At 69.5% G+C, this 16235-nt stretch carries 19 protein-coding genes; 6 read left to right on the top strand and 13 right to left on the bottom strand.

Translation table 11 applies throughout. The features are described from left to right. Window positions 1-52: 52 nt before the first annotated feature. Window positions 53-796 carry a YebC/PmpR family DNA-binding transcriptional regulator gene (locus ASG29_RS11150; RefSeq protein WP_055983731.1) on the bottom strand — a complete coding sequence of 248 codons (744 nt, stop codon included), beginning with the start codon at window positions 794-796 and terminating at the stop codon, window positions 53-55. A 29-nt stretch (window positions 797-825) separates the two neighbouring features. Next, window positions 826-1362, bottom strand: coding sequence for a DUF1003 domain-containing protein (locus ASG29_RS11145; protein ID WP_055983728.1), 537 nt, complete (start codon window positions 1360-1362; stop codon window positions 826-828). 186 nt (window positions 1363-1548) lie between these two features. Between ASG29_RS11145 and ASG29_RS11140 the strand changes: the two genes are divergently transcribed. After that, the gene (locus ASG29_RS11140) at window positions 1549-3003 is read left to right on the top strand and encodes an ATP-binding protein (RefSeq protein WP_055983725.1); all 1455 of its coding nucleotides are present in this window, start codon (window positions 1549-1551) and stop codon (window positions 3001-3003) included. A 3-nt stretch (window positions 3004-3006) separates the two neighbouring features. On the opposite strand, the gene ASG29_RS11135 is transcribed toward ASG29_RS11140, so the two are convergent. The 4 genes from ASG29_RS11135 to ASG29_RS11120 all read right to left on the bottom strand — a co-directional run bounded on the left by ASG29_RS11135 (window position 3007) and on the right by ASG29_RS11120 (window position 5782). Next, the gene (locus ASG29_RS11135) at window positions 3007-3552 is read right to left on the bottom strand and encodes a PilZ domain-containing protein (RefSeq protein WP_055983723.1); all 546 of its coding nucleotides are present in this window, start codon (window positions 3550-3552) and stop codon (window positions 3007-3009) included. Between the two features lie 128 nt (window positions 3553-3680). Continuing rightward, complete coding sequence (locus ASG29_RS11130; protein WP_055983719.1) at window positions 3681-3947, bottom strand: DUF2312 domain-containing protein; 267 nt, start codon at window positions 3945-3947, stop codon at window positions 3681-3683. Window positions 3948-4068: 121 nt separating this feature from the next. Further along, complete coding sequence (locus ASG29_RS11125; protein WP_055983716.1) at window positions 4069-5373, bottom strand: metal-dependent hydrolase family protein; 1305 nt, start codon at window positions 5371-5373, stop codon at window positions 4069-4071. Between the two features lie 97 nt (window positions 5374-5470). After that, window positions 5471-5782, bottom strand: coding sequence for a DUF1244 domain-containing protein (locus ASG29_RS11120; RefSeq protein ID WP_055983714.1), 312 nt, complete (start codon window positions 5780-5782; stop codon window positions 5471-5473). A gap of 67 nt (window positions 5783-5849) precedes the next feature. Here ASG29_RS11120 and pyk point away from each other — a divergent pair, with 67 nt between their 5' ends. After that, on the top strand, window positions 5850-7322 hold the full coding sequence (pyk, locus tag ASG29_RS11115; RefSeq protein ID WP_055983710.1) for a pyruvate kinase: 1473 nt from the start codon (window positions 5850-5852) through the stop codon (window positions 7320-7322). Between the two features lie 419 nt (window positions 7323-7741). Here pyk and ASG29_RS11110 read toward each other — a convergent pair whose 3' ends face one another. Both ASG29_RS11110 and ykgO read right to left on the bottom strand, forming a co-directional pair. Beyond that, the gene (locus ASG29_RS11110) at window positions 7742-8353 is read right to left on the bottom strand and encodes an HAD family hydrolase (RefSeq protein ID WP_055983706.1); all 612 of its coding nucleotides are present in this window, start codon (window positions 8351-8353) and stop codon (window positions 7742-7744) included. A gap of 8 nt (window positions 8354-8361) precedes the next feature. After that, window positions 8362-8487, bottom strand: coding sequence for a type B 50S ribosomal protein L36 (gene ykgO / locus ASG29_RS11105; RefSeq protein WP_003046794.1), 126 nt, complete (start codon window positions 8485-8487; stop codon window positions 8362-8364). A 137-nt stretch (window positions 8488-8624) separates the two neighbouring features. On the opposite strand from ykgO, the gene ASG29_RS11100 reads away from it, so the two are divergent. Then, a complete protein-coding gene (locus ASG29_RS11100; RefSeq protein ID WP_055983702.1) occupies window positions 8625-9224 on the top strand; it encodes a hypothetical protein in 600 nt (199 codons plus the stop codon). Beyond that, entirely contained in the window at window positions 9221-10348 is a 1128-nt protein-coding gene (locus ASG29_RS11095; RefSeq protein WP_055983699.1) for a M14-type cytosolic carboxypeptidase, read from the top strand. The genes ASG29_RS11100 and ASG29_RS11095 overlap by 4 nt, the downstream gene beginning before the upstream one ends. A 67-nt stretch (window positions 10349-10415) precedes the next feature. Here ASG29_RS11095 and ASG29_RS11090 read toward each other — a convergent pair whose 3' ends face one another. Next, the gene (locus tag ASG29_RS11090; RefSeq protein WP_055983696.1) at window positions 10416-10931 is read right to left on the bottom strand and encodes a hypothetical protein; all 516 of its coding nucleotides are present in this window, start codon (window positions 10929-10931) and stop codon (window positions 10416-10418) included. 105 nt (window positions 10932-11036) lie between these two features. On the opposite strand from ASG29_RS11090, the gene ASG29_RS11085 reads away from it, so the two are divergent. After that, entirely contained in the window at window positions 11037-11228 is a 192-nt protein-coding gene (locus ASG29_RS11085) for a YMGG-like glycine zipper-containing protein (RefSeq protein WP_055983693.1), read from the top strand. Window positions 11229-11292: 64 nt separating this feature from the next. Here ASG29_RS11085 and ASG29_RS11080 read toward each other — a convergent pair whose 3' ends face one another. Beyond that, complete coding sequence (locus tag ASG29_RS11080; RefSeq protein ID WP_055985474.1) at window positions 11293-12696, bottom strand: NAD(P)H-dependent flavin oxidoreductase; 1404 nt, start codon at window positions 12694-12696, stop codon at window positions 11293-11295. A 67-nt stretch (window positions 12697-12763) separates the two neighbouring features. Continuing rightward, complete coding sequence (locus ASG29_RS11075) at window positions 12764-13900, bottom strand: glycosyltransferase (protein ID WP_055983692.1); 1137 nt, start codon at window positions 13898-13900, stop codon at window positions 12764-12766. Window positions 13901-14034: 134 nt separating this feature from the next. On the opposite strand from ASG29_RS11075, the gene ASG29_RS11070 reads away from it, so the two are divergent. Next, complete coding sequence (locus ASG29_RS11070) at window positions 14035-14274, top strand: hypothetical protein (RefSeq protein ID WP_055983690.1); 240 nt, start codon at window positions 14035-14037, stop codon at window positions 14272-14274. 33 nt (window positions 14275-14307) lie between these two features. Here ASG29_RS11070 and ASG29_RS11065 read toward each other — a convergent pair whose 3' ends face one another. Then, window positions 14308-15435, bottom strand: coding sequence for a glycosidase (locus ASG29_RS11065; RefSeq protein ID WP_055983688.1), 1128 nt, complete (start codon window positions 15433-15435; stop codon window positions 14308-14310). A 4-nt stretch (window positions 15436-15439) separates the two neighbouring features. Continuing rightward, complete coding sequence (locus ASG29_RS11060; RefSeq protein WP_055983685.1) at window positions 15440-16198, bottom strand: SDR family oxidoreductase; 759 nt, start codon at window positions 16196-16198, stop codon at window positions 15440-15442. Between the last annotated feature and the right edge of the window lie 37 nt (window positions 16199-16235).

Below are 16235 nucleotides of genomic sequence, written 5' to 3'. Positions count from 1 at the left end.
CGACTCCCCCACCCCAACCCCTCCCCTGAAGGGGAGGGGCTTTTGATGCGCATCACCCCAGCTTTTCCATCACCGCGTCGGACACTTCGTAATTGCCCCATACGGTCTGGACGTCGTCGTCGTCGTCGAGCGCGTCGATCAGCTTGAAGAGGGTCGCGGCGTCGCCTTCGTCCACCTCGACCATCGTCTGCGGCCGCCAGGCGAGCTTCGCGCCCTCCGCCTCGCCCAGGACCGGTTCCAGCGCCTTCGCGACCTCGTGCAGGTCGCCCTGCGCGGTCCAGACCTCGTGGCCGTCCTCGGTCGAGGTCACGTCCTCCGCGCCCGCCTCCAGCGCCGCCTCGAACACCTTTTCCGCGTCGCCCGCGCTGGCGGGATAGCTGATGAGGCCGAGGCGGTCGAAGCCGTGGCTGACCGATCCGCTGGCGCCCAGGTTGCCGCCGTTCTTCGCCACCGCGGTGCGCACGTTCGTCGCGGTGCGGTTGCGGTTGTCGGTCAGCGCCTCGATGATGAGGGACACGCCGCCGGGGCCGAAGCCCTCGTAGCGGATCTCCTCGTAATTCTCGGTATCGCCCTTCGTCGCCTTGTCGATCGCGCGCTGGATATTGTCCTTGGGCATCGACTGCGCCTTGGCCGCGTTGACCGCGGCGCGCAGGCGCGGGTTCATGTCGGGATCGGGCATCCCCATCTTTGCCGCGACGGTGATCTCGCGGCTGAGCTTGCTGAACATGCCGGAGCGCTTCTTGTCCTGCGCGCCCTTGCGATGCATGATGTTCTTGAACTTGGAATGGCCTGCCATATTCGCCTCTAGCGGGTGATGAACCGTCCTTAGGACGCGGTGCGGGATTCTGCCAGCGCGTCGATCTTCGCCTCCAGCGCGCTCAACCGGTCGACGACCACATTGTCCAGCTTGTGGTGCAATCGCAGGATGTCCAGTTCCGCCCGCAGGTTCGTCTCGTAATCGAGGCTGGCGGCCAGCCGGTCCTTCGCCGACTGCCGGTTCTGGCTCATCATGATGACGGGCGCCTGGATCGCGGCGACGGTCGACAGCATCAGGTTGAGGAAGATGTAGGGATAGGGATCGAACGCCATCCCGAAATGCTGGAGCACGTCGGAATTGAGCAGCATCCAGCCGACCAGCACGATCGTGAAGGCGATGATGAAGCCCCACGAGCCGCCGACCGCGGCGACGCGATCGGACAGGCGCTCGCCGAAACCGGCGCGTTCGTCCGACAGGTCGGCGGCGTCGCGCGACAGCGGGCGCCCCAGCTCGATCCCCGCCAGGACGCGGCGTTCCTCCTCGTCCAGATCGGCGGCGGGCTTTCCCAGCAGGCGTTCGGCCCAGTCGTCGATCGTCTTGTCCATGCCGTCGCCCTCGAAAGGTCACCAATAGTCGCACGGTCGGCCGGGATCGACCGGGGGCGACCGGTGCGGTCGCGCCCGTCGGAGGGACCACGGGTGCACCGATAGCGCGCGGACGCCATGTAGGACAGCGCCCGGCCGCGAATCGCTTGCCGCGCCGCCCCCGCGTGGGCCACACGGGCGTCACCCATGACCGTCAGCGTAAACCTTGGCAGCGACACGTCCGGCGCCCCCGTCACCATGGACCTGGAGGAGCTGCTGGCGACGCGCCTGCTGGTCCAGGGCAATTCGGGATCGGGAAAGTCGCACCTGCTGCGCCGCCTGCTGGAACGATCGGCGGGGAAGGTGCAGCAGATCGTGATCGATCCGGAAGGCGATTTCGTCACGCTCGGCCCCGCGTACGGCCATGTCGTGGTGGAGGCGGGCGATTATGCGGTGGCGGAGATCGCGCGGATCGCGGGCCGGCTGCGCGAACATCGCGCCAGCGTGGTGCTGAGCCTGGAGGGGCTGGAGGCAGAGGGGCAGATGCGCTGCGCCGCCGCGTTCCTGGCCGCGTTGTTCGATGCGCCGCGCGAACATTGGTATCCCGCCCTGGTCGTCGTGGACGAGGCGCAATTGTTCGCGCCCACGACCGGGGGCGAGGTGGCGGAGGACGTGCGCCGCGCGTCGCTGTCGGCGATGACGAACCTGATGTGCCGCGGGCGCAAGCGCGGCCTCGCCGGCGTGATCGCGACGCAGCGGCTGGCGAAGCTGGCGAAGAACGTCGCGGCGGAAGCGTCCAATTTCCTGATGGGGCGCACCTTCCTGGACATCGACATGGCGCGTGCCGCCGACCTGCTGGGCATGGAGCGGCGGCAGGCGGACGTGATCCGCGACCTGCCGCGCGGCCGCTTCCTGGCGCTGGGCCCGGCGATCTCGCGCCGGCCGCTGACCGTCGCGATCGGCGCGGTGGAGACATCGACGCGGTCGGGCAGCCCGAAGCTGGTCCCGCTGCCGTCCGCGCCGCCCGCGGACCTCGCCGACCTGATCTTCGCCCCCGAACCGGTCGCGCCCATGCTGCCGCTCTCCCCGCCGGCACGCCGCCCGGTGCCCGCCGCGGAGCTGGAGGCCGCGATCGCGCGCCCCGCCGCCGTGCCGGTATCGACGCTGCCGTCGAAGGACGCGGACGAGATCGAGGGGATCGTGCAGCAGGTGCTGACCGATATCGTCGCGGATGCGGACAACCTGCAACGCCAGGCGCCCGTCCTGTTCCAGGATTTCGGGGTCCGGTGCCGCATGGCGGGGGTAGCGCGCCCGCCGCTGGACCTGCCCGGCTTCGTCCGTCGGCTAGCCTGCGCGCGCGCGGGGATCGCGGACGTGACGGAGGGCGAGTGGCAGGAGGCGCTGGCACTGGGCGGCACCCTGCCCGACGACATGCTGGGGCCGTTCCTGCTGGTCGCGCGGGCGGCGCGGGAGGGGGCGCCCTGCCCCTCCGACGCCGCGATCGCGGAGACGTACGGGACCAGCTCGCTGGGCCGCGCGCGGCGGCTGATCGGCTATATCGAGAGCCGCGACCTGTTCGTCACGCGGACCGACCTGGGCGGGCGGCGGTCGATCGCGATCCCGCACCTGGGATGGACCACCGCGCCGGCGGAGGCGGCATAGCCGTCACGGTTGCGCGGCCGCGCCCGACATCGCCTGCGTGATCTGCTGCGCAGGGCGCGACAGGGTGTCGTAGACCATCGACGCGCCGAGGCCCGCGACGATCAGCACCACCGCGGCGGCGAGCGCATATTGGAAGGCTGAGGCGAAGGCACGGCTGCGTTCCAGCCGGCGCGCCATCTGCGCCTCAACCTCCAGCCGGCGGTTGCTGCGCCGTTCCGCCTCGGTCGGCACCTCGTTCGCGGGCTTCGGACGGGAGGTCAGCCGCGGCTCGTCGATCAGCGACCTGACCGACAGGCGATCCTGCGCCTGGACGCCGAAGAACCGTCCATCGGTCCAGCGGACACGTCCGACGATGACGATCGTGCCGCGCCGGATCTCGACATATTCGCCCGACGGCGGCGGCGCATCGCATCCCGCCATCAGGCCGCGCGACGACACGTTGTGGATGCAGACGTCGGTCCATGCCCCCCCGGCGCGCATGCGCGAGGGTATCAGCACCTTCACCCGTTCCTCGCGCTGCCGGAATCCGGCTTGCAGCAATGCCCGCATCTGTCGTCCCGCTGCCGTTCGCCACCTGCGATACCGGCAGGTTACGAACGAGCGGTTAAGCATCCGCCGGGTGCAGACGAAAGTATGAACCGGGCGTCCGCCACCGCGGCGCCCGGCCGCGCCCGGGCTCAGATCATGCCCAACGCCTGCATGTACGTCTCCAGGATCGCTTCTTCCTCCTGATATTCCTCCTTCTTCTTCTTCCGGATCGACAGGATCTTGCGGATCGCCTTGGGATCGTAGCCGCGGCTCTTCGCCTCGCCCATTACGTCCTTGATATCGTCGGCGATGCCCTTCTTCTCTTCCTCCAGCCGCTCCGCGCGCTCGATCAGCAGGCGCAGTTCGTCGGCTGCCACGCGGCCACCGCCCATGCCCTCTTCGCGTTCGTCCGCCATGTCGTGTACCCCTGTATGAATAAGGCCGCCGCCGCCCGCACGAATGCGGCCCGGCGGCGGCAAGATGGACCCCGATGGGTGCGGCGGCGCGTCTAGGACAGCGCAGGCGCGCGCTCAAGCGTCAGTCGACGGACCGCGTCGCGACCACGCCGCGATGCATGACGAAGTCGACACGCTCCAGCCGCGTCACGTCGTCCAGCGGCGATCCTGAGACCGCGATGATATCCGCCCGCTTGCCCGCCGCGATGCTGCCGATGTCGTCGCGGCCCAGCGCCTCCGCCGCGCCGACGGTGGCGGCGCGGATCGCCTGAGCCGGGGTCATGCCCGCGCCGACCATCAGCGCGAATTCCTTGGCGTTATCCCCGTGTTTCGACACGCCGGTGTCGGTGCCGAACGCGACCTTCACGCCCGCGGCGAACGCCTTGCGGTGGCTGGCCAGCGCCGCCTGCGCCGCGGCCTCCGCCTTGGGGATCGTGGCGGCGGGCAGCATCCCGCCGCGCGCCTGCGCCAAGGCGGTCTGCGGCGCGATCATCGTCGGCACCAGCCACGTGCCCTTCGCCTTCATCATCCGGATCGCCTCGTCGTCCAGGAACGTGCCGTGGTCGATCGTGTCGACGCCCGCCTCGACCGCCGCCTTCGTCCCCTCCGCCGCGTGGCTGTGCGCCGCGACCTTGCGGCCGAAGCCGTGCGCGGTGTCGATGATCGCGCGCATCTCCTCCGGCGTCATGGCACGGCCGAGGCCGCCCGCGACGTTGGACAGGACGCCCCCGGTCGCGGCGAATTTCACCACCTGCGCGCCCAGGCCGATCTGCGCACGCACCGCGCGGCGGCAATCGTCGGGGCCGTCGCAGGTGTTGATCTGGTGCGCGTGGACCGCGTCGGACCATTCCTCCGCCAGACCGTTCGAGGCGTCGCCGTGGCCGCCGGTGATCGACACCATGCGGCCGGCGTTGACGATGCTGGGTCCCGCCACGTCGCCGCGCTCGATCGCGTCGCGCAGCGCGCGGATGCCGCGCGGGTTGCCGCCCAGGTCGCGGACCGTTGTGAAGCCGGCGTTCAGCGTGGTGCGCGCGTTGACCAGCGCCTGCATCATGCCGTCCGCGTCGTCGGTCGTCAGCGCGCCCAGCCGCGCGCGCATCGGATCGCCGCCGATGCCCCAGAGGTGGACGTGCATGTCGGTCAGGCCGGGAAGGACGAAGCGGTCCTTCAGGTCGACCAGCGTGGCGCCCGCGGGTGCGGAAACGAAGCCGTCGCGCACCTCCGCCACCACGCCGTCGCGCACCACGATCGTGCTGTTGCCGCGCGGACGCTCGCCGGGGCGGTCGAGGAGCTGGCCGGCGTGGATGTAGGTGATCTTCGGCGCGGGCGTTTGCGCCATCGCCGGTGCCGCCAGCACCAGTGCCAGCGCCGTAAGATACGTCCTCATCCCCATTCCCCTTCTTATCGTCATGCCGGACTTGATCCGGCATCCATCGTGCCGCGATATCAATGGCCTGATCGTGTGCGGCACGATGGACCCCGGATCAAGTCCGGGGTGACGGCGGGGGGGCGTTCCTCGCCACGCTGTCCTTCATGCGTGCAAGTTGCTCGGGCGTCGCCTCGCCCTGGTGCGCCGCCTTCCATTCGTCGTAGGGTATGCCGTAGATCGCCGCCCGGGCGGTGTCCCGGTCCAGCCCGCCGGCCTCCCCCACCCAGTCCGACAGGCAGTTGCGGCAGAAGCCCGCCAGCCCCATCAGGTCGACGTTCTGCGCATCGCTGCGGTGGCGCAGGTGGCGCACCAGTCGCCGGAACGCCGCCGCCGCGGTCGCATCGTCCACTTCGTCCAACGGATCCATTCATGCCTCCACGGTTGATCCCCCGCCGTTAGGGGTTAAGGGCGGGGCGCGCAAAGCAGGAAGCCCGATGACCGATACCCCGATCGCACCCCGCTCCCGCAAGGTGCGGGTGCTCGCCACGCTCGGCCCGGCCAGCAGCACGCCGGACATGATCCGCACGCTGTTCCAGGCGGGGGCCGACGCCTTCCGCATCAACATGAGCCACGGGGACCAGCAGTCGAAGATCGCGGTGATCGACGCGATCCGCGCGCTGGAACGGGAATTGGGGCGCCCCTCCACGATCCTCGCGGACCTTCAGGGACCCAAGCTGCGCGTCGGCAAGTTCGCGAACGGGCCGGTGATGCTGGCCAACGGCAGCGTGTTCGTGCTGGACCACGACGAGACGCCGGGCGACGCGACGCGCGTGCGGCTGCCCCACCGCGAGATCTTCGCCGCGATCGAGCCGGGCGCGCGCCTGTTGCTGGATGACGGGAAGCTGGTGCTGCGCGTGATCGAGCATGATTCGGACCGCATCGTGACGCTGGTCGAGGTCGGCGGGCTGCTGAGCGATCACAAGGGGTTGAACGTCCCCGACGTCGTCGTGCCGATGGCGGCGATGACGGACAAGGACCGGTCCGACCTGGCCTTCGCCACCGATCAGGGCGTCGACTGGATCGCGCTCAGCTTCGTGCAGCGGCCCGAGGACCTGTGGGAGGCGCGCAAGCTGATCGGCGGGAAGGCCGCGTTGCTGGCCAAGATCGAGAAGCCCGCCGCGATCGAGCGGCTGGAGGAGATCGTCGAGGCGTGCGACGGCGTCATGGTCGCGCGCGGCGACCTGGGCGTCGAACTGCCGCCGCAATCGGTGCCGCCGTTGCAGAAGCGGATCGTCGAGACGTCGCGGCGGCTGGGCCGCCCCGTAGTCGTCGCGACGCAGATGCTGGAATCGATGATAAAGTCGCCCTCCCCCACGCGGGCGGAGGTCAGCGACGTGGCGACCGCGATCTACGACGGCGCGGATGCCATCATGCTGTCGGCGGAAAGCGCGGCGGGCGACTGGCCGGTCGAATCGGTCGCCATGATGAACGCGATCGGCGACGCGGTGGAGCGCGATCCCGCGCACGGCGACCGCATCCATTTCACCGTCACGCGCCCCGATCCCACCACCGCGGACGCGCTGGCGGAGGCGGCGAAGAACATCGCCGCGACCGTATCGGCGGCGGCGATCATCTGCTTCACCAGTTCCGGTTCCACCGCGCGCCGCATCGCGCGCGAGCGGCCCGCGGTGCCGATCCTGGTCCTCACCCCGCGGCTTGAAACCGCGCGGCGGCTGGGCCTGCTGTGGGGCACCCACAACGTCCATACGCGCGACGTCGCCGCGTTCGAGGAGATGGTGGCGAAGGCGAAGCGGATCGCGCTGCGCCAGAATATCGCGAAGGCGGGGGACGTGGTGGTCGTGATGGCGGGCGTGCCGTTCGGGACGCCGGGATCGACCAACGTGTTGCACGTCGTCCGCATCGTCGGGGACGAGCTGAAGGGATATCGCGGGCCGGCGGAGGTTTGATCTTCTGCGGCGCTGTCGGGGAGCGGTTCGCCAGAAGAGCATTACCGACGCCTCGCCTGTGGCGCTCCCCCTCCACCATGCTTCGCATGGTCCCCCTCCCCGTTCCGGGGAGGATTTAGGGTCGATCGACATTCGATTTGCCGGTGCACGGTGTTCGCGCGAAGCCGCAAAGGCGCGAAGTGAAGAAAGAGGTTGGTTCGCGCGGAGGCGCGGAGGACGCGGAGGTGTCGCGCAACGGGCTGCTCGTAACGCCGATTACCGGCCGCGGCCCGATATCGCCGCTTCCATGAAGGGAGTGCCGCCCTGCGCTACAGGCCACTCTCTGCGTCCTCCGCGTCTCCGCGCGAACCCGACTTCCTTGCGTTATCGTCGCGGCACCGCGAAAGCGTGTCCCTCCGCCATCCGAATGTCGATCCGGCCTAGGGGAGCAGTCCCAGCGTCGCCAGGTCGGTGCGCAGCGTCGCGGCGTCGCGGAACAGATGCGCGCGGATGCCTACCGATTCCGCGCCCGCCACGTTCGCGGCATTGTCGTCGACGAACAACGTCTCCCCCGCCGCGACGCCGAAGCGGCGCAGCGCGAGGTGGAAGATCGCCGGATCCGGCTTCACCATCTTCTCGTCACCCGACACGACGATGTCGCGGAAGCGATCGAACACCGCCGCCTCCTGCGCGCGGAAGGGGGCGAAGAACTCGCCCGAGAAATTGGTGATCGCGAACAGCGGCACGCCCGCGGCGTCGAGGTCGGCGACGAGGTCGACCATGCCCGGGATGGGTCCCGGAATCTGCTCGGAAAAGCGCGGTCCCCATAGCGCGATCATGTCGGCATGCTGCGGGTGAAGCGCGCTCAGTTCCGCGGACGTTTCCGCGAACGGACGCCCGGCGTCGTGCTGGAAATGCCATTCGCGCGTCGCCACGTCGCGCAGGAACGCGTCGAGCGCCCGTTCGTCGTCGAACAGGCGCTCGTACAGGACGCGCGGGTCCCAGTCGTAAAGGACATGCCCGACGTCGAAGATGACCGACGTGACGGGCATGGCCGGGGTCAGCCCTGGCGCGCCTTGAAGCGGCGGTTCGTCTTGTTGATGACGTACGTGCGCCCGCGACGACGGATCACGCGATTGTCGCGATGCCGGTCCTTGAGCGACTTCAGGCTGTTGCGGATCTTCATGGGAAACGTTCTTTGTGCTGGCGTAAAAACGGAAGCGCGGCGGGTATCGCGCGGCCCGGGTGAAGTCAACCGCATGCGGGACCTTGCGCCGGGGCGAAGCGTTGCTAATCCGCAACGACACGACAAAGGGTCTTCCGATGCGCCTGACGCCGCTCGCTCTCATCGCCACCGCGCTGCTCTCCGGCTGCGCGACCGGGCCACAGCGTTTCCCGGTGCAGGCGACGCGTTTCCATTACGATGCGGTCGCGCAACGCGGCAGCGTGCTGGTCGAACCCCTGCCCGGCGGCGCGCCCGCCAGCATCGAATACAAGACCTATGCCGCCGCGGTCGAGGCGGAGCTGCTGCGGCTGGGCTTCACCCCGCCACGCCCCGGCGCGAAGGCGGAATATATCGCGACGGTCGGCTTCACCCGCGCGCCGCAACCGCTGCCCCCGCGCCGCTCCCCGATCCAGATCGGGCTGGGCGGCGGGACCGGGGGCGGCGGCTGGCGCGGCGGATCGTCGGTGGGCGGGGGCGTCAGCTTCCCCGTGGGCGGCAGCGGCGCGGGCGAGGGCGTGGTGACGGAATTGTCGGTCCGCCTGCGCCACGGCGCGGATGCGGTATGGGAGGGGCAGGCGCAATCGCTGACCGACACCACCTCCCCCGATGCGGACACGCCATCGATCGCCGCGCGGCTGGCCGGCGCGCTGTTCAGCGGCTTTCCCGGGGATTCGGGCCGGACGATAGAGGTACGATGACCATCCACATCGATGCCGCCTTCGACGGCGGGAACATCCGCGTCGTCGGAATCGCGGAAGACGGTGACGCGGCGCGCATCGATCTGGAGATCGTGCGCGACCATGAGTCCGACTTCTTCCAATGGTTCTACTTCCGCGCCGCCGGACTGGCCGGTCGGCGTGCGACGTTCCGGATCCTCAACGCGGGACGGTCCGCCTATCCGGGCGGCTGGCCCGGCTATCGCACCCGCGCGTCGACGGACCTGGACGTGTGGCGGACGACCGACACCCGGTACGAGGACGGAATCCTGTCGTTCGACTGGGCGGGCGACACGCCGGTCGCGTGGTTCGCCTATTTCGCGCCCTACACCATGGAACAGCACCAGCGGCTGATCGCGCGCACCGCCGCGGCGGCGGGCGTGGAGCATCGCGTGCTGGGCCATTCGCTCGACGGCCAGCCGATCGACTATTTCCGCCTCGGCACGGGCACGACGCAGGTGTGGCTGTACGCGCGCCAGCATCCCGGCGAATCGATGGCGGAATGGTGGATGGACGGGGCGCTGGAATGGCTGACGGGCGCGGCGGCCGTACCTCTGCTGTCCGCGGCGACCGTGCATGTCGTGCCCAACATGAACCCCGACGGCACCCGGCGCGGGCACCTGCGCACCAATGCCGCGGGAGTGAACCTGAACCGCGAATGGCATGCGCCGACCGCGGAGCGCAGCCCGGAGGTGCTGTGCGTGCGCGACCGGATGGACGAGACCGGCGTCGACCTGGCGCTGGACGTCCACGGCGACGAGGCGATCGCGGCGAATTTCATCGCGGGGTTCGAGGGGATTCCGTCGCTGACCCCGGCGCAGAGCGCGGGGTTCGCCGACTTCGGTCGGCGGCTGGCCGCGCATACCGCCGATTTCCAGACCGAACTGGGCTATCCGGTGACCGCCGCGGGGAAGGCGAATTTGTCGATGTCGACGAACCAGCTGGCCGAGCGGTTCGGGGCGGTGTCGATCACGCTGGAGATGCCGTTCAAGGACCATGACCCCAATCCCGACGCGGTCGAGGCGTGGAGCGCGTCGCGGTCGCGGAAACTGGGCGTGTCGTGCCTGGAGGTGGTGACGGCGATGCTGGCGGATGGGGTGGTTTGACCCGGCCCTTGTGACCTGATCCGCCCTTCGGGTCTCCGCCTGCGCGGGAGTATACGGGAAAGCGTCGTTATCCTCGCCAGCCTTTCAGCGCGGCATCGTAGGCCGTCTGGGCCTTTTCGGCCGCGCTGCGCACTTCCTCCGCCTCCTCGTCCTGCGCCCGCCCCACCTCACGCTTCTCGCGATCGAGATCGGCCTGCCGCTTGGCGAGGTCGCGTTGCGCGGCGCGATGGCGGCGCGTCATGTCCTCCAGCGCTGCCTCCGCCGCGTCCAGCGCGGCGCGATCCGGCCTGGGTGCCGCCTTCTTCGGCGCGACGGCCTTGACCGCCGCCTTCTTCCGTGGGCGAGGTGACGGCGCCGCCGCCAGTTGCTCCGCCGCGGTGCCGCGCGATCGTTTCACCACCTCGCCCGGTCGCGCCAGCGGCGCCTTCGTCAGTTCAGGGTCGGTGACTTCCACCGCGATGCCGCGGGCGAACAGGTCGGCGTCGCTGCCCCATGCCGCGAGCGCGGCCTTGCGGCTTGGCGCCGCGACATAGGCGTCGTGGAAACCCGCGGGGGTGACGAAGACCTTCAGTTTACGCGCCATGCGCGCCCAACGCGCGGGCGATCGTAACGAAGCATTGCACGCCGGAACCGTGCGCGGGGCGCCGCATTCTACCGGGCATCCATCAAGCCACGGAGTCCCGTTCCCATGAAGAAGATCGCTTTCGCCACCGTCCTCCTCGCCTCCGCCGTCAGCATGTCGGCCTGCTCCACGCTGCGCGGTGCGGGCATCGGTGCGGGCGCGGGCGCCGCGGCGTCGGCGGTCACGGGCGGCAATGTCGGCAAGGGCGCGGCGGCGGGCGGCGCGGCGGGCGCGGTGGTCGGCACCGTCGTCGACTGACCGTATCGCGGGCAGCAGAACAGGATGGCCGCGCCGGAAGGCGCGGCCATCGTCGTTTGCGCGATCAGTCGCCGGTCAGGATACGATCCACCAATTGCTTCACGCTCGGGCGGAAGCCGTTGGAATAGAAGGGATCGCGCTTGAAGTTGAAGGCGGCGTGGCCGGCGAACATCAGATTCTGTTCGATGTCGCCGCCATGCGCGATCTCCTGCAACGTCTTCTGGATGCAGAAGCTGCGCGGATCGGCGAGGCGGCCGGTGGAGTTGGTTTCGGTATCCGCCCAGCTGGAGAACAGGCACTGGCTGAGGCAGCCCATGCAATCGGCCTGATCCTTGCGGATCTCGCCCTTCTCGCCCGGCGACACGAACACCAACGTATTGTCGGGCGTCTTCAGCGCGTCGGTGTAGCCCGCGCCGAACCATTCGCGCGCGCGCAGCAGGTCGCCCTTCGTGACCCAGAAATTCTTGCCCTTCACGCCCACGTCGAGCTGGAAGACGTGATCGCCCACCTCGTCCTTCGAAAAGGCGATCTGGCGTTCGCTGCGCGCCTCCAGGCTGCGCAGGAAGGGGTTGCGGACCGCGGAGGAATAGAAGCCGGTGGGGGAGAAGCGGTGCAGCAGCACGTCGCCCTCCTCGATCGTCAGCAGGCGCTCCTTCCACGCCTCCGGGATCGGGCTTTCCTTCGTCAGCAGCGGGCGGGTGCCGTACTGGAACGCGATCTGGCCAAGCTCGGGGTTGTCGATCCAGTTTTCCCAGTCGCGCAGATACCACACGCCGCCCGCCATCACGATCGGCACGCTGTCCGCGATGCCGCCGTCGCGCATCGTCTCGCGCAGCGCCTTCACGCGAGGATAGGGATCCTCCGGCTTCAGCGGGTCCTCCGCATTCGACAGGCCGTTGTGCCCGCCCGCGAGCCACGGATCCTCGTACACCACCGCGCCCAGCAGTTCCGACACCTTCGAATAGGCGCGCTTCCACAGCGCGCGGAAGGCGCGGCCGGAACTGACGATCGGCAGATAGTTGACGTTGTAGGACGCCGCGATCTCGGACAATTTGTACGGCATGCCCGCGCCGCAGGTGACACCCGCGACCAGGCCGCGGGTGCGTTCCAGCACGCCCTCCAGCACGCGTTGCGCGCCGCCCATTTCCCACAGGACGTTGATGTTGATCGCGCCCTTGCCGCCCGCGATGTCCCACGCGCGCTGCACCTGCTGCACCGCGCCCTCGATCGCATATTCGACCAGTTCCTCGTGCCGTTCGCGCCGGGTCAGCGCGCGGTAGACCTGGGGCACGATCTTCCCGTCGGGATCGTAGCTGTCGGCGTTCACCGCGCTGACGGTGCCGATCCCGCCCGCCGCGGCCCAGGCGCCGGCGGAGGCGTGGTTGGTCGCCGCGACCCCCTTGCCGCCCTCCACCAGCGGCCACACTTCGCGGCCGGCATAGACGATCGGCTTCAGGCCCTTGAACACGCTGTTTCCCAAATCCAATGGATGTCACCGGCCGTATAAACCAATGCCGCCCGATGGCGACATTAAATCAGATCAGCGTCCCGGGTCGCCCCATCGCGTTTTCGTACAACGCGGCGTAGCGCGCGATCATCGCGCTCTCGTCATATTCCGCCACCGCCTTCGCCCGGTTCGCCGCGCCGATCGCAATGCGCAGGTCCGGGTTCGTCGCCAGCACCTGCATCGCGTCACGCAGGCGGACTTCGCCGTGATGCTCCATGACGAAGGGCGCGTTTTCCGGCGCGACCATGTCGGCGACGTCGCCGACCGGCGGGGCGACGACGGGCAGGCCCGCGGCCATCGCCTCCACCACGCTGATCGGGAATTGTTCCGACCGCGACGACAGCGCGAGGAGGTCGAAATGGCGCATGTAGCGATACGGCCGGTCGAGGAAGCCGGGCAGGACGACGCGATCGTCGATCCCCATCGCCATCGCCGCCGCCTCGATCGCGGCGCGTTCCGGCCCCTCGCCCACGATCACGAGGCGGAAGCGCGCGGACAGGCCGCCCGCCGCACGGACCAGTTGCGGCAGGTCCTTCACCGCGCGCAGCCCCGCGACGCTGCCGATGACGATCTCGCCCGGCTTGCGCACTAGGCCGGGGATCGCGCCCGCCTCCGGCTCCTGCGCGTAGGGCGCGGTGGCGATGCCGTTGGCGATGCGGTGGACCTTCACGCGCGGCTGCTTCCAGATGTCCAGCGCGATCCGTTCCAGCTTTCGCGACGGCACGGCGAGCGCGTGCGCGGCGCCGAGCGCGAAGCGGCGGTACAGGTTGCGTTCGCGCTTCAGGCCGCCCGCCTCGTCCTCGTTGAAGCCGTCCTCGTGATGCACGAGCGGGGGGGCGCCGTTGCGGAAGACGCGGCGCGCCATGACGCCGTCGATCGCGCCCCAATTGTACGTCAGCACCAGGTCGAACCCACGCATGAAGCGCGCGATCGCGTCGAACCGCGCGACGGAGGGTTTGCCGGTCAGCGGCGGCGGGTCCTGCGCGATCTCGTAATCGATGCCGGGGTCGATGCGGTCGCGCGCGCCGTAGCGACCGGGCATCGAGGAGACGACGACATGACGCGCCCGGTCGCCGAATGCGTTCATGAGCCGCGTCGCGCGCGCCTCCTTCCCGCCCAGGTCGAAGGTGGAGTGCAGGTGGAGGATGACGGGAACCGAACGCATGGCTCCCGCGTCCCTATCGGTTGGCGGTCCGCGAGAAAAGCGCGTGCCGCCCGTGCGCCGACCCAAAGGGCGGCGCGACCGACCGCGTCGGCAGGAGCAAGGCGCGGAAAGCCGAGATATCGAAAGGACCTGCTATGAAGTTCACCTCCCTGCTCGCGGCCACCGCGTCGCTGACGATGATGGCCGCCCCGGCGGTCGCCGCGTCCACCAACCCGGCCGCCTCGCTGTCTGTCAGCCGCGCGGCGACGCCGTCGGCGAAGAAAAGCGAGCTGGCCGCGCCCGGTTCGATCGTTGCACTGGTGCTGGCGGCCGCGATCGTCGCGGGCGGCATCTACATCGCCGTCGACGACGACGACAATTCGGACAGCAACTGATCCGATGGCCGGCGCCCCGATCCGGGCGCCGGCCTAACCGATCGCCTCCTTCGGGACGTGGGTGATCCGGCAGGCCAGGTCCGCCTCCCCGCTCGCCACGATCCAGCGGTCGCCGCCGTCGGCGATGCCGGTCGTGAAGACGACGTCGTCCAGGTACATCAACTCCCGCAACGGGCCGGTCAGCGATGCGGCAGGCTCCAGCACCGGCGTGTCGCTCGTCGCGACGACGACGCTCGGGTCGTCGCGGTCGAGCAGGGTCCAATAGGTGCGGTAGATGCCGACGACGCCCGAGGGCTCGACCCCGTGCCACAGCGTCAGCCAGCCGCGATCGGTCAGGACCGGTGGCGCGCCGCCGCCCATCCGCGCGGTCGCCAGCGTGGCGGCGTGCGGGCGGATGCCGGGACTGTCGTACGGTTTCCAGTGCAGCGCGTCGGGCGAGGTCGCCAGGTTGATCGACGGCCCCGCGCGCCATTCGCTGTCGGGCGGATAGGCGAAATACAGGTCGCCGAGCGGGCGAGTCTGCGCCCAGAACCTGCCGCCCGGCTTGCCCTCGAACAGCAGCATGTCCTTGTTCTGGTGATCGAGAACGATGCCCTCCAGCGTCCAGTCGACCGCGTCGGCGCTGGTGTACAATGTCGTCGAATGGCGTTCCGGGCTGACCGAGCAGGTGGTCATGTAATAGCGGCCGTCGATGCGGCTGATCCGCGCATCCTCCACGCCGTAGCATTGATAGGGCGCGGCAGGGGCGATGGCGCGGTCGTAATGGATCGCCTCCACCCGCGTGCCGTCCGCGTTCAGCTCGACCGGCAGCAGCCAGGACAGGCTGGTCAGCGCCATCACCTTCCACCCGCCGCCGCGCATCATGAACTTGCGTGGATCGGCGGTGTCGACCAGCGACAGCGGCCAGCGGTCGAGGACGTAATTCCCGTCGTCCCAGCGGATCGCGCCGATCGTCCCGTCGCGGATCGGGTGACGCAGCGCCTCCGCCACGCGCACCATCAGCAGCAAATTGCCGTCGGGCAGCCGCGTCATGCCGGGATTGAAGGCGCCCAGCACATAGGTTTCGGAGTCGACCTTTCCCGCCAGCGGCGAGCGCGACAGGTCGATGTCGCGCGGATCGAGGATCAGGGAGTCGTGCGGCCATGCGGGGGCGGTGGTCATCGCGTCATTCCCCGTCCTGCATCCGCGGCGCGATCGTCAGCCGCTGGATCACCGCGCGGCGCGGCTGGGTCAGCAGGAAATGGACGCCCACCGCGATATCCTCCGCGCGCAGCATCTCGTCCTTCGCGATCATCGCGCGCTGCTTTTCGGGCGGGATGTCGGGCAATTGCATGTCGCTGCCGGTCAGGCCGGGCTCGACTAGCGCGACGCGGATACCCTTCGGCCCCAGTTCGCGGCGCAGCGCGATCGAGAAGCCCTGCAAGCCGTGCTTGATCCCGGCGTAGACGGTCGAATGCGGCCCCAGCGCATAGGCGCTCATCGACCCGATCAGGACGATGTCGCCCGCATCGCCCAGCGCCTTCGCCGCCGCCTGCGCGACCAGAAGATAGTGCGTGAAATTGAGCGACACCGTGTGGCGCAGGCCTGCCTCGTCGGTTTCGGACAGGCCCGGCGCGCCCTCCGCCGCATTCGCGATGGCGATGTCGTATCCGCCCATCGCGGCGTGCGCGGCATCCAGGAAGCGCGGGACATTGTCCTCGACCGACAGGTCGAACAGGGCGCCGTCCCCCTCCCCGACCTCGCGGATGCGGGCCAGCGCATCGTCCAGGTGCGCGCGATCGGTACCGCCGACGAAGACGCGCGCGCCCTCGGCCGCCAGCAACACCGCGATCGCGCGGCCGATACCGGTCGAGCCGCCGGTCACGATCGCGCGGCGGCCCTTCAGCGACAGGATCTTCGTATGGGCGTCCGATGCGTCGTTCATGCGATATCTTCCTGCCGGTACGCGGGAAGAAGGCAGA

The sequence above is a fragment of the Sphingomonas sp. Leaf412 genome, assembly GCF_001425405.1.
GTDB lineage: Bacteria > Pseudomonadota > Alphaproteobacteria > Sphingomonadales > Sphingomonadaceae > Sphingomonas.
This window is presented reverse-complemented; position numbering and strand designations above follow the sequence as displayed.

Excerpts from the sequence above, each read along its gene's own strand:
- ASG29_RS11150 (WP_055983731.1), bottom strand. The coding sequence starts at position 796 with ATGGCAGGCCATTCCAAGTTCAAGAACATCATGCATCGCAAGGGCGCG.
- ASG29_RS11145 (WP_055983728.1), bottom strand. The coding sequence starts at position 1,362 with ATGGACAAGACGATCGACGACTGGGCCGAACGCCTGCTGGGAAAGCCC.
- ASG29_RS11140 (WP_055983725.1), top strand. The coding sequence starts at position 1,549 with ATGACCGTCAGCGTAAACCTTGGCAGCGACACGTCCGGCGCCCCCGTC.
- ASG29_RS11135 (WP_055983723.1), bottom strand. The coding sequence starts at position 3,552 with ATGCGGGCATTGCTGCAAGCCGGATTCCGGCAGCGCGAGGAACGGGTG.
- ASG29_RS11130 (WP_055983719.1), bottom strand. The coding sequence starts at position 3,947 with ATGGCGGACGAACGCGAAGAGGGCATGGGCGGTGGCCGCGTGGCAGCC.
- ASG29_RS11125 (WP_055983716.1), bottom strand. The coding sequence starts at position 5,373 with ATGAGGACGTATCTTACGGCGCTGGCACTGGTGCTGGCGGCACCGGCG.
- ASG29_RS11120 (WP_055983714.1), bottom strand. The coding sequence starts at position 5,782 with ATGGATCCGTTGGACGAAGTGGACGATGCGACCGCGGCGGCGGCGTTC.
- pyk (WP_055983710.1), top strand. The coding sequence starts at position 5,850 with ATGACCGATACCCCGATCGCACCCCGCTCCCGCAAGGTGCGGGTGCTC.
- ASG29_RS11110 (WP_055983706.1), bottom strand. The coding sequence starts at position 8,353 with ATGCCCGTCACGTCGGTCATCTTCGACGTCGGGCATGTCCTTTACGAC.
- ykgO (WP_003046794.1), bottom strand. The coding sequence starts at position 8,487 with ATGAAGATCCGCAACAGCCTGAAGTCGCTCAAGGACCGGCATCGCGAC.
- ASG29_RS11100 (WP_055983702.1), top strand. The coding sequence starts at position 8,625 with ATGCGCCTGACGCCGCTCGCTCTCATCGCCACCGCGCTGCTCTCCGGC.
- ASG29_RS11095 (WP_055983699.1), top strand. The coding sequence starts at position 9,221 with ATGACCATCCACATCGATGCCGCCTTCGACGGCGGGAACATCCGCGTC.
- ASG29_RS11090 (WP_055983696.1), bottom strand. The coding sequence starts at position 10,931 with ATGGCGCGTAAACTGAAGGTCTTCGTCACCCCCGCGGGTTTCCACGAC.
- ASG29_RS11085 (WP_055983693.1), top strand. The coding sequence starts at position 11,037 with ATGAAGAAGATCGCTTTCGCCACCGTCCTCCTCGCCTCCGCCGTCAGC.
- ASG29_RS11075 (WP_055983692.1), bottom strand. The coding sequence starts at position 13,900 with ATGCGTTCGGTTCCCGTCATCCTCCACCTGCACTCCACCTTCGACCTG.
- ASG29_RS11070 (WP_055983690.1), top strand. The coding sequence starts at position 14,035 with ATGAAGTTCACCTCCCTGCTCGCGGCCACCGCGTCGCTGACGATGATG.
- ASG29_RS11065 (WP_055983688.1), bottom strand. The coding sequence starts at position 15,435 with ATGACCACCGCCCCCGCATGGCCGCACGACTCCCTGATCCTCGATCCG.
- ASG29_RS11060 (WP_055983685.1), bottom strand. The coding sequence starts at position 16,198 with ATGAACGACGCATCGGACGCCCATACGAAGATCCTGTCGCTGAAGGGC.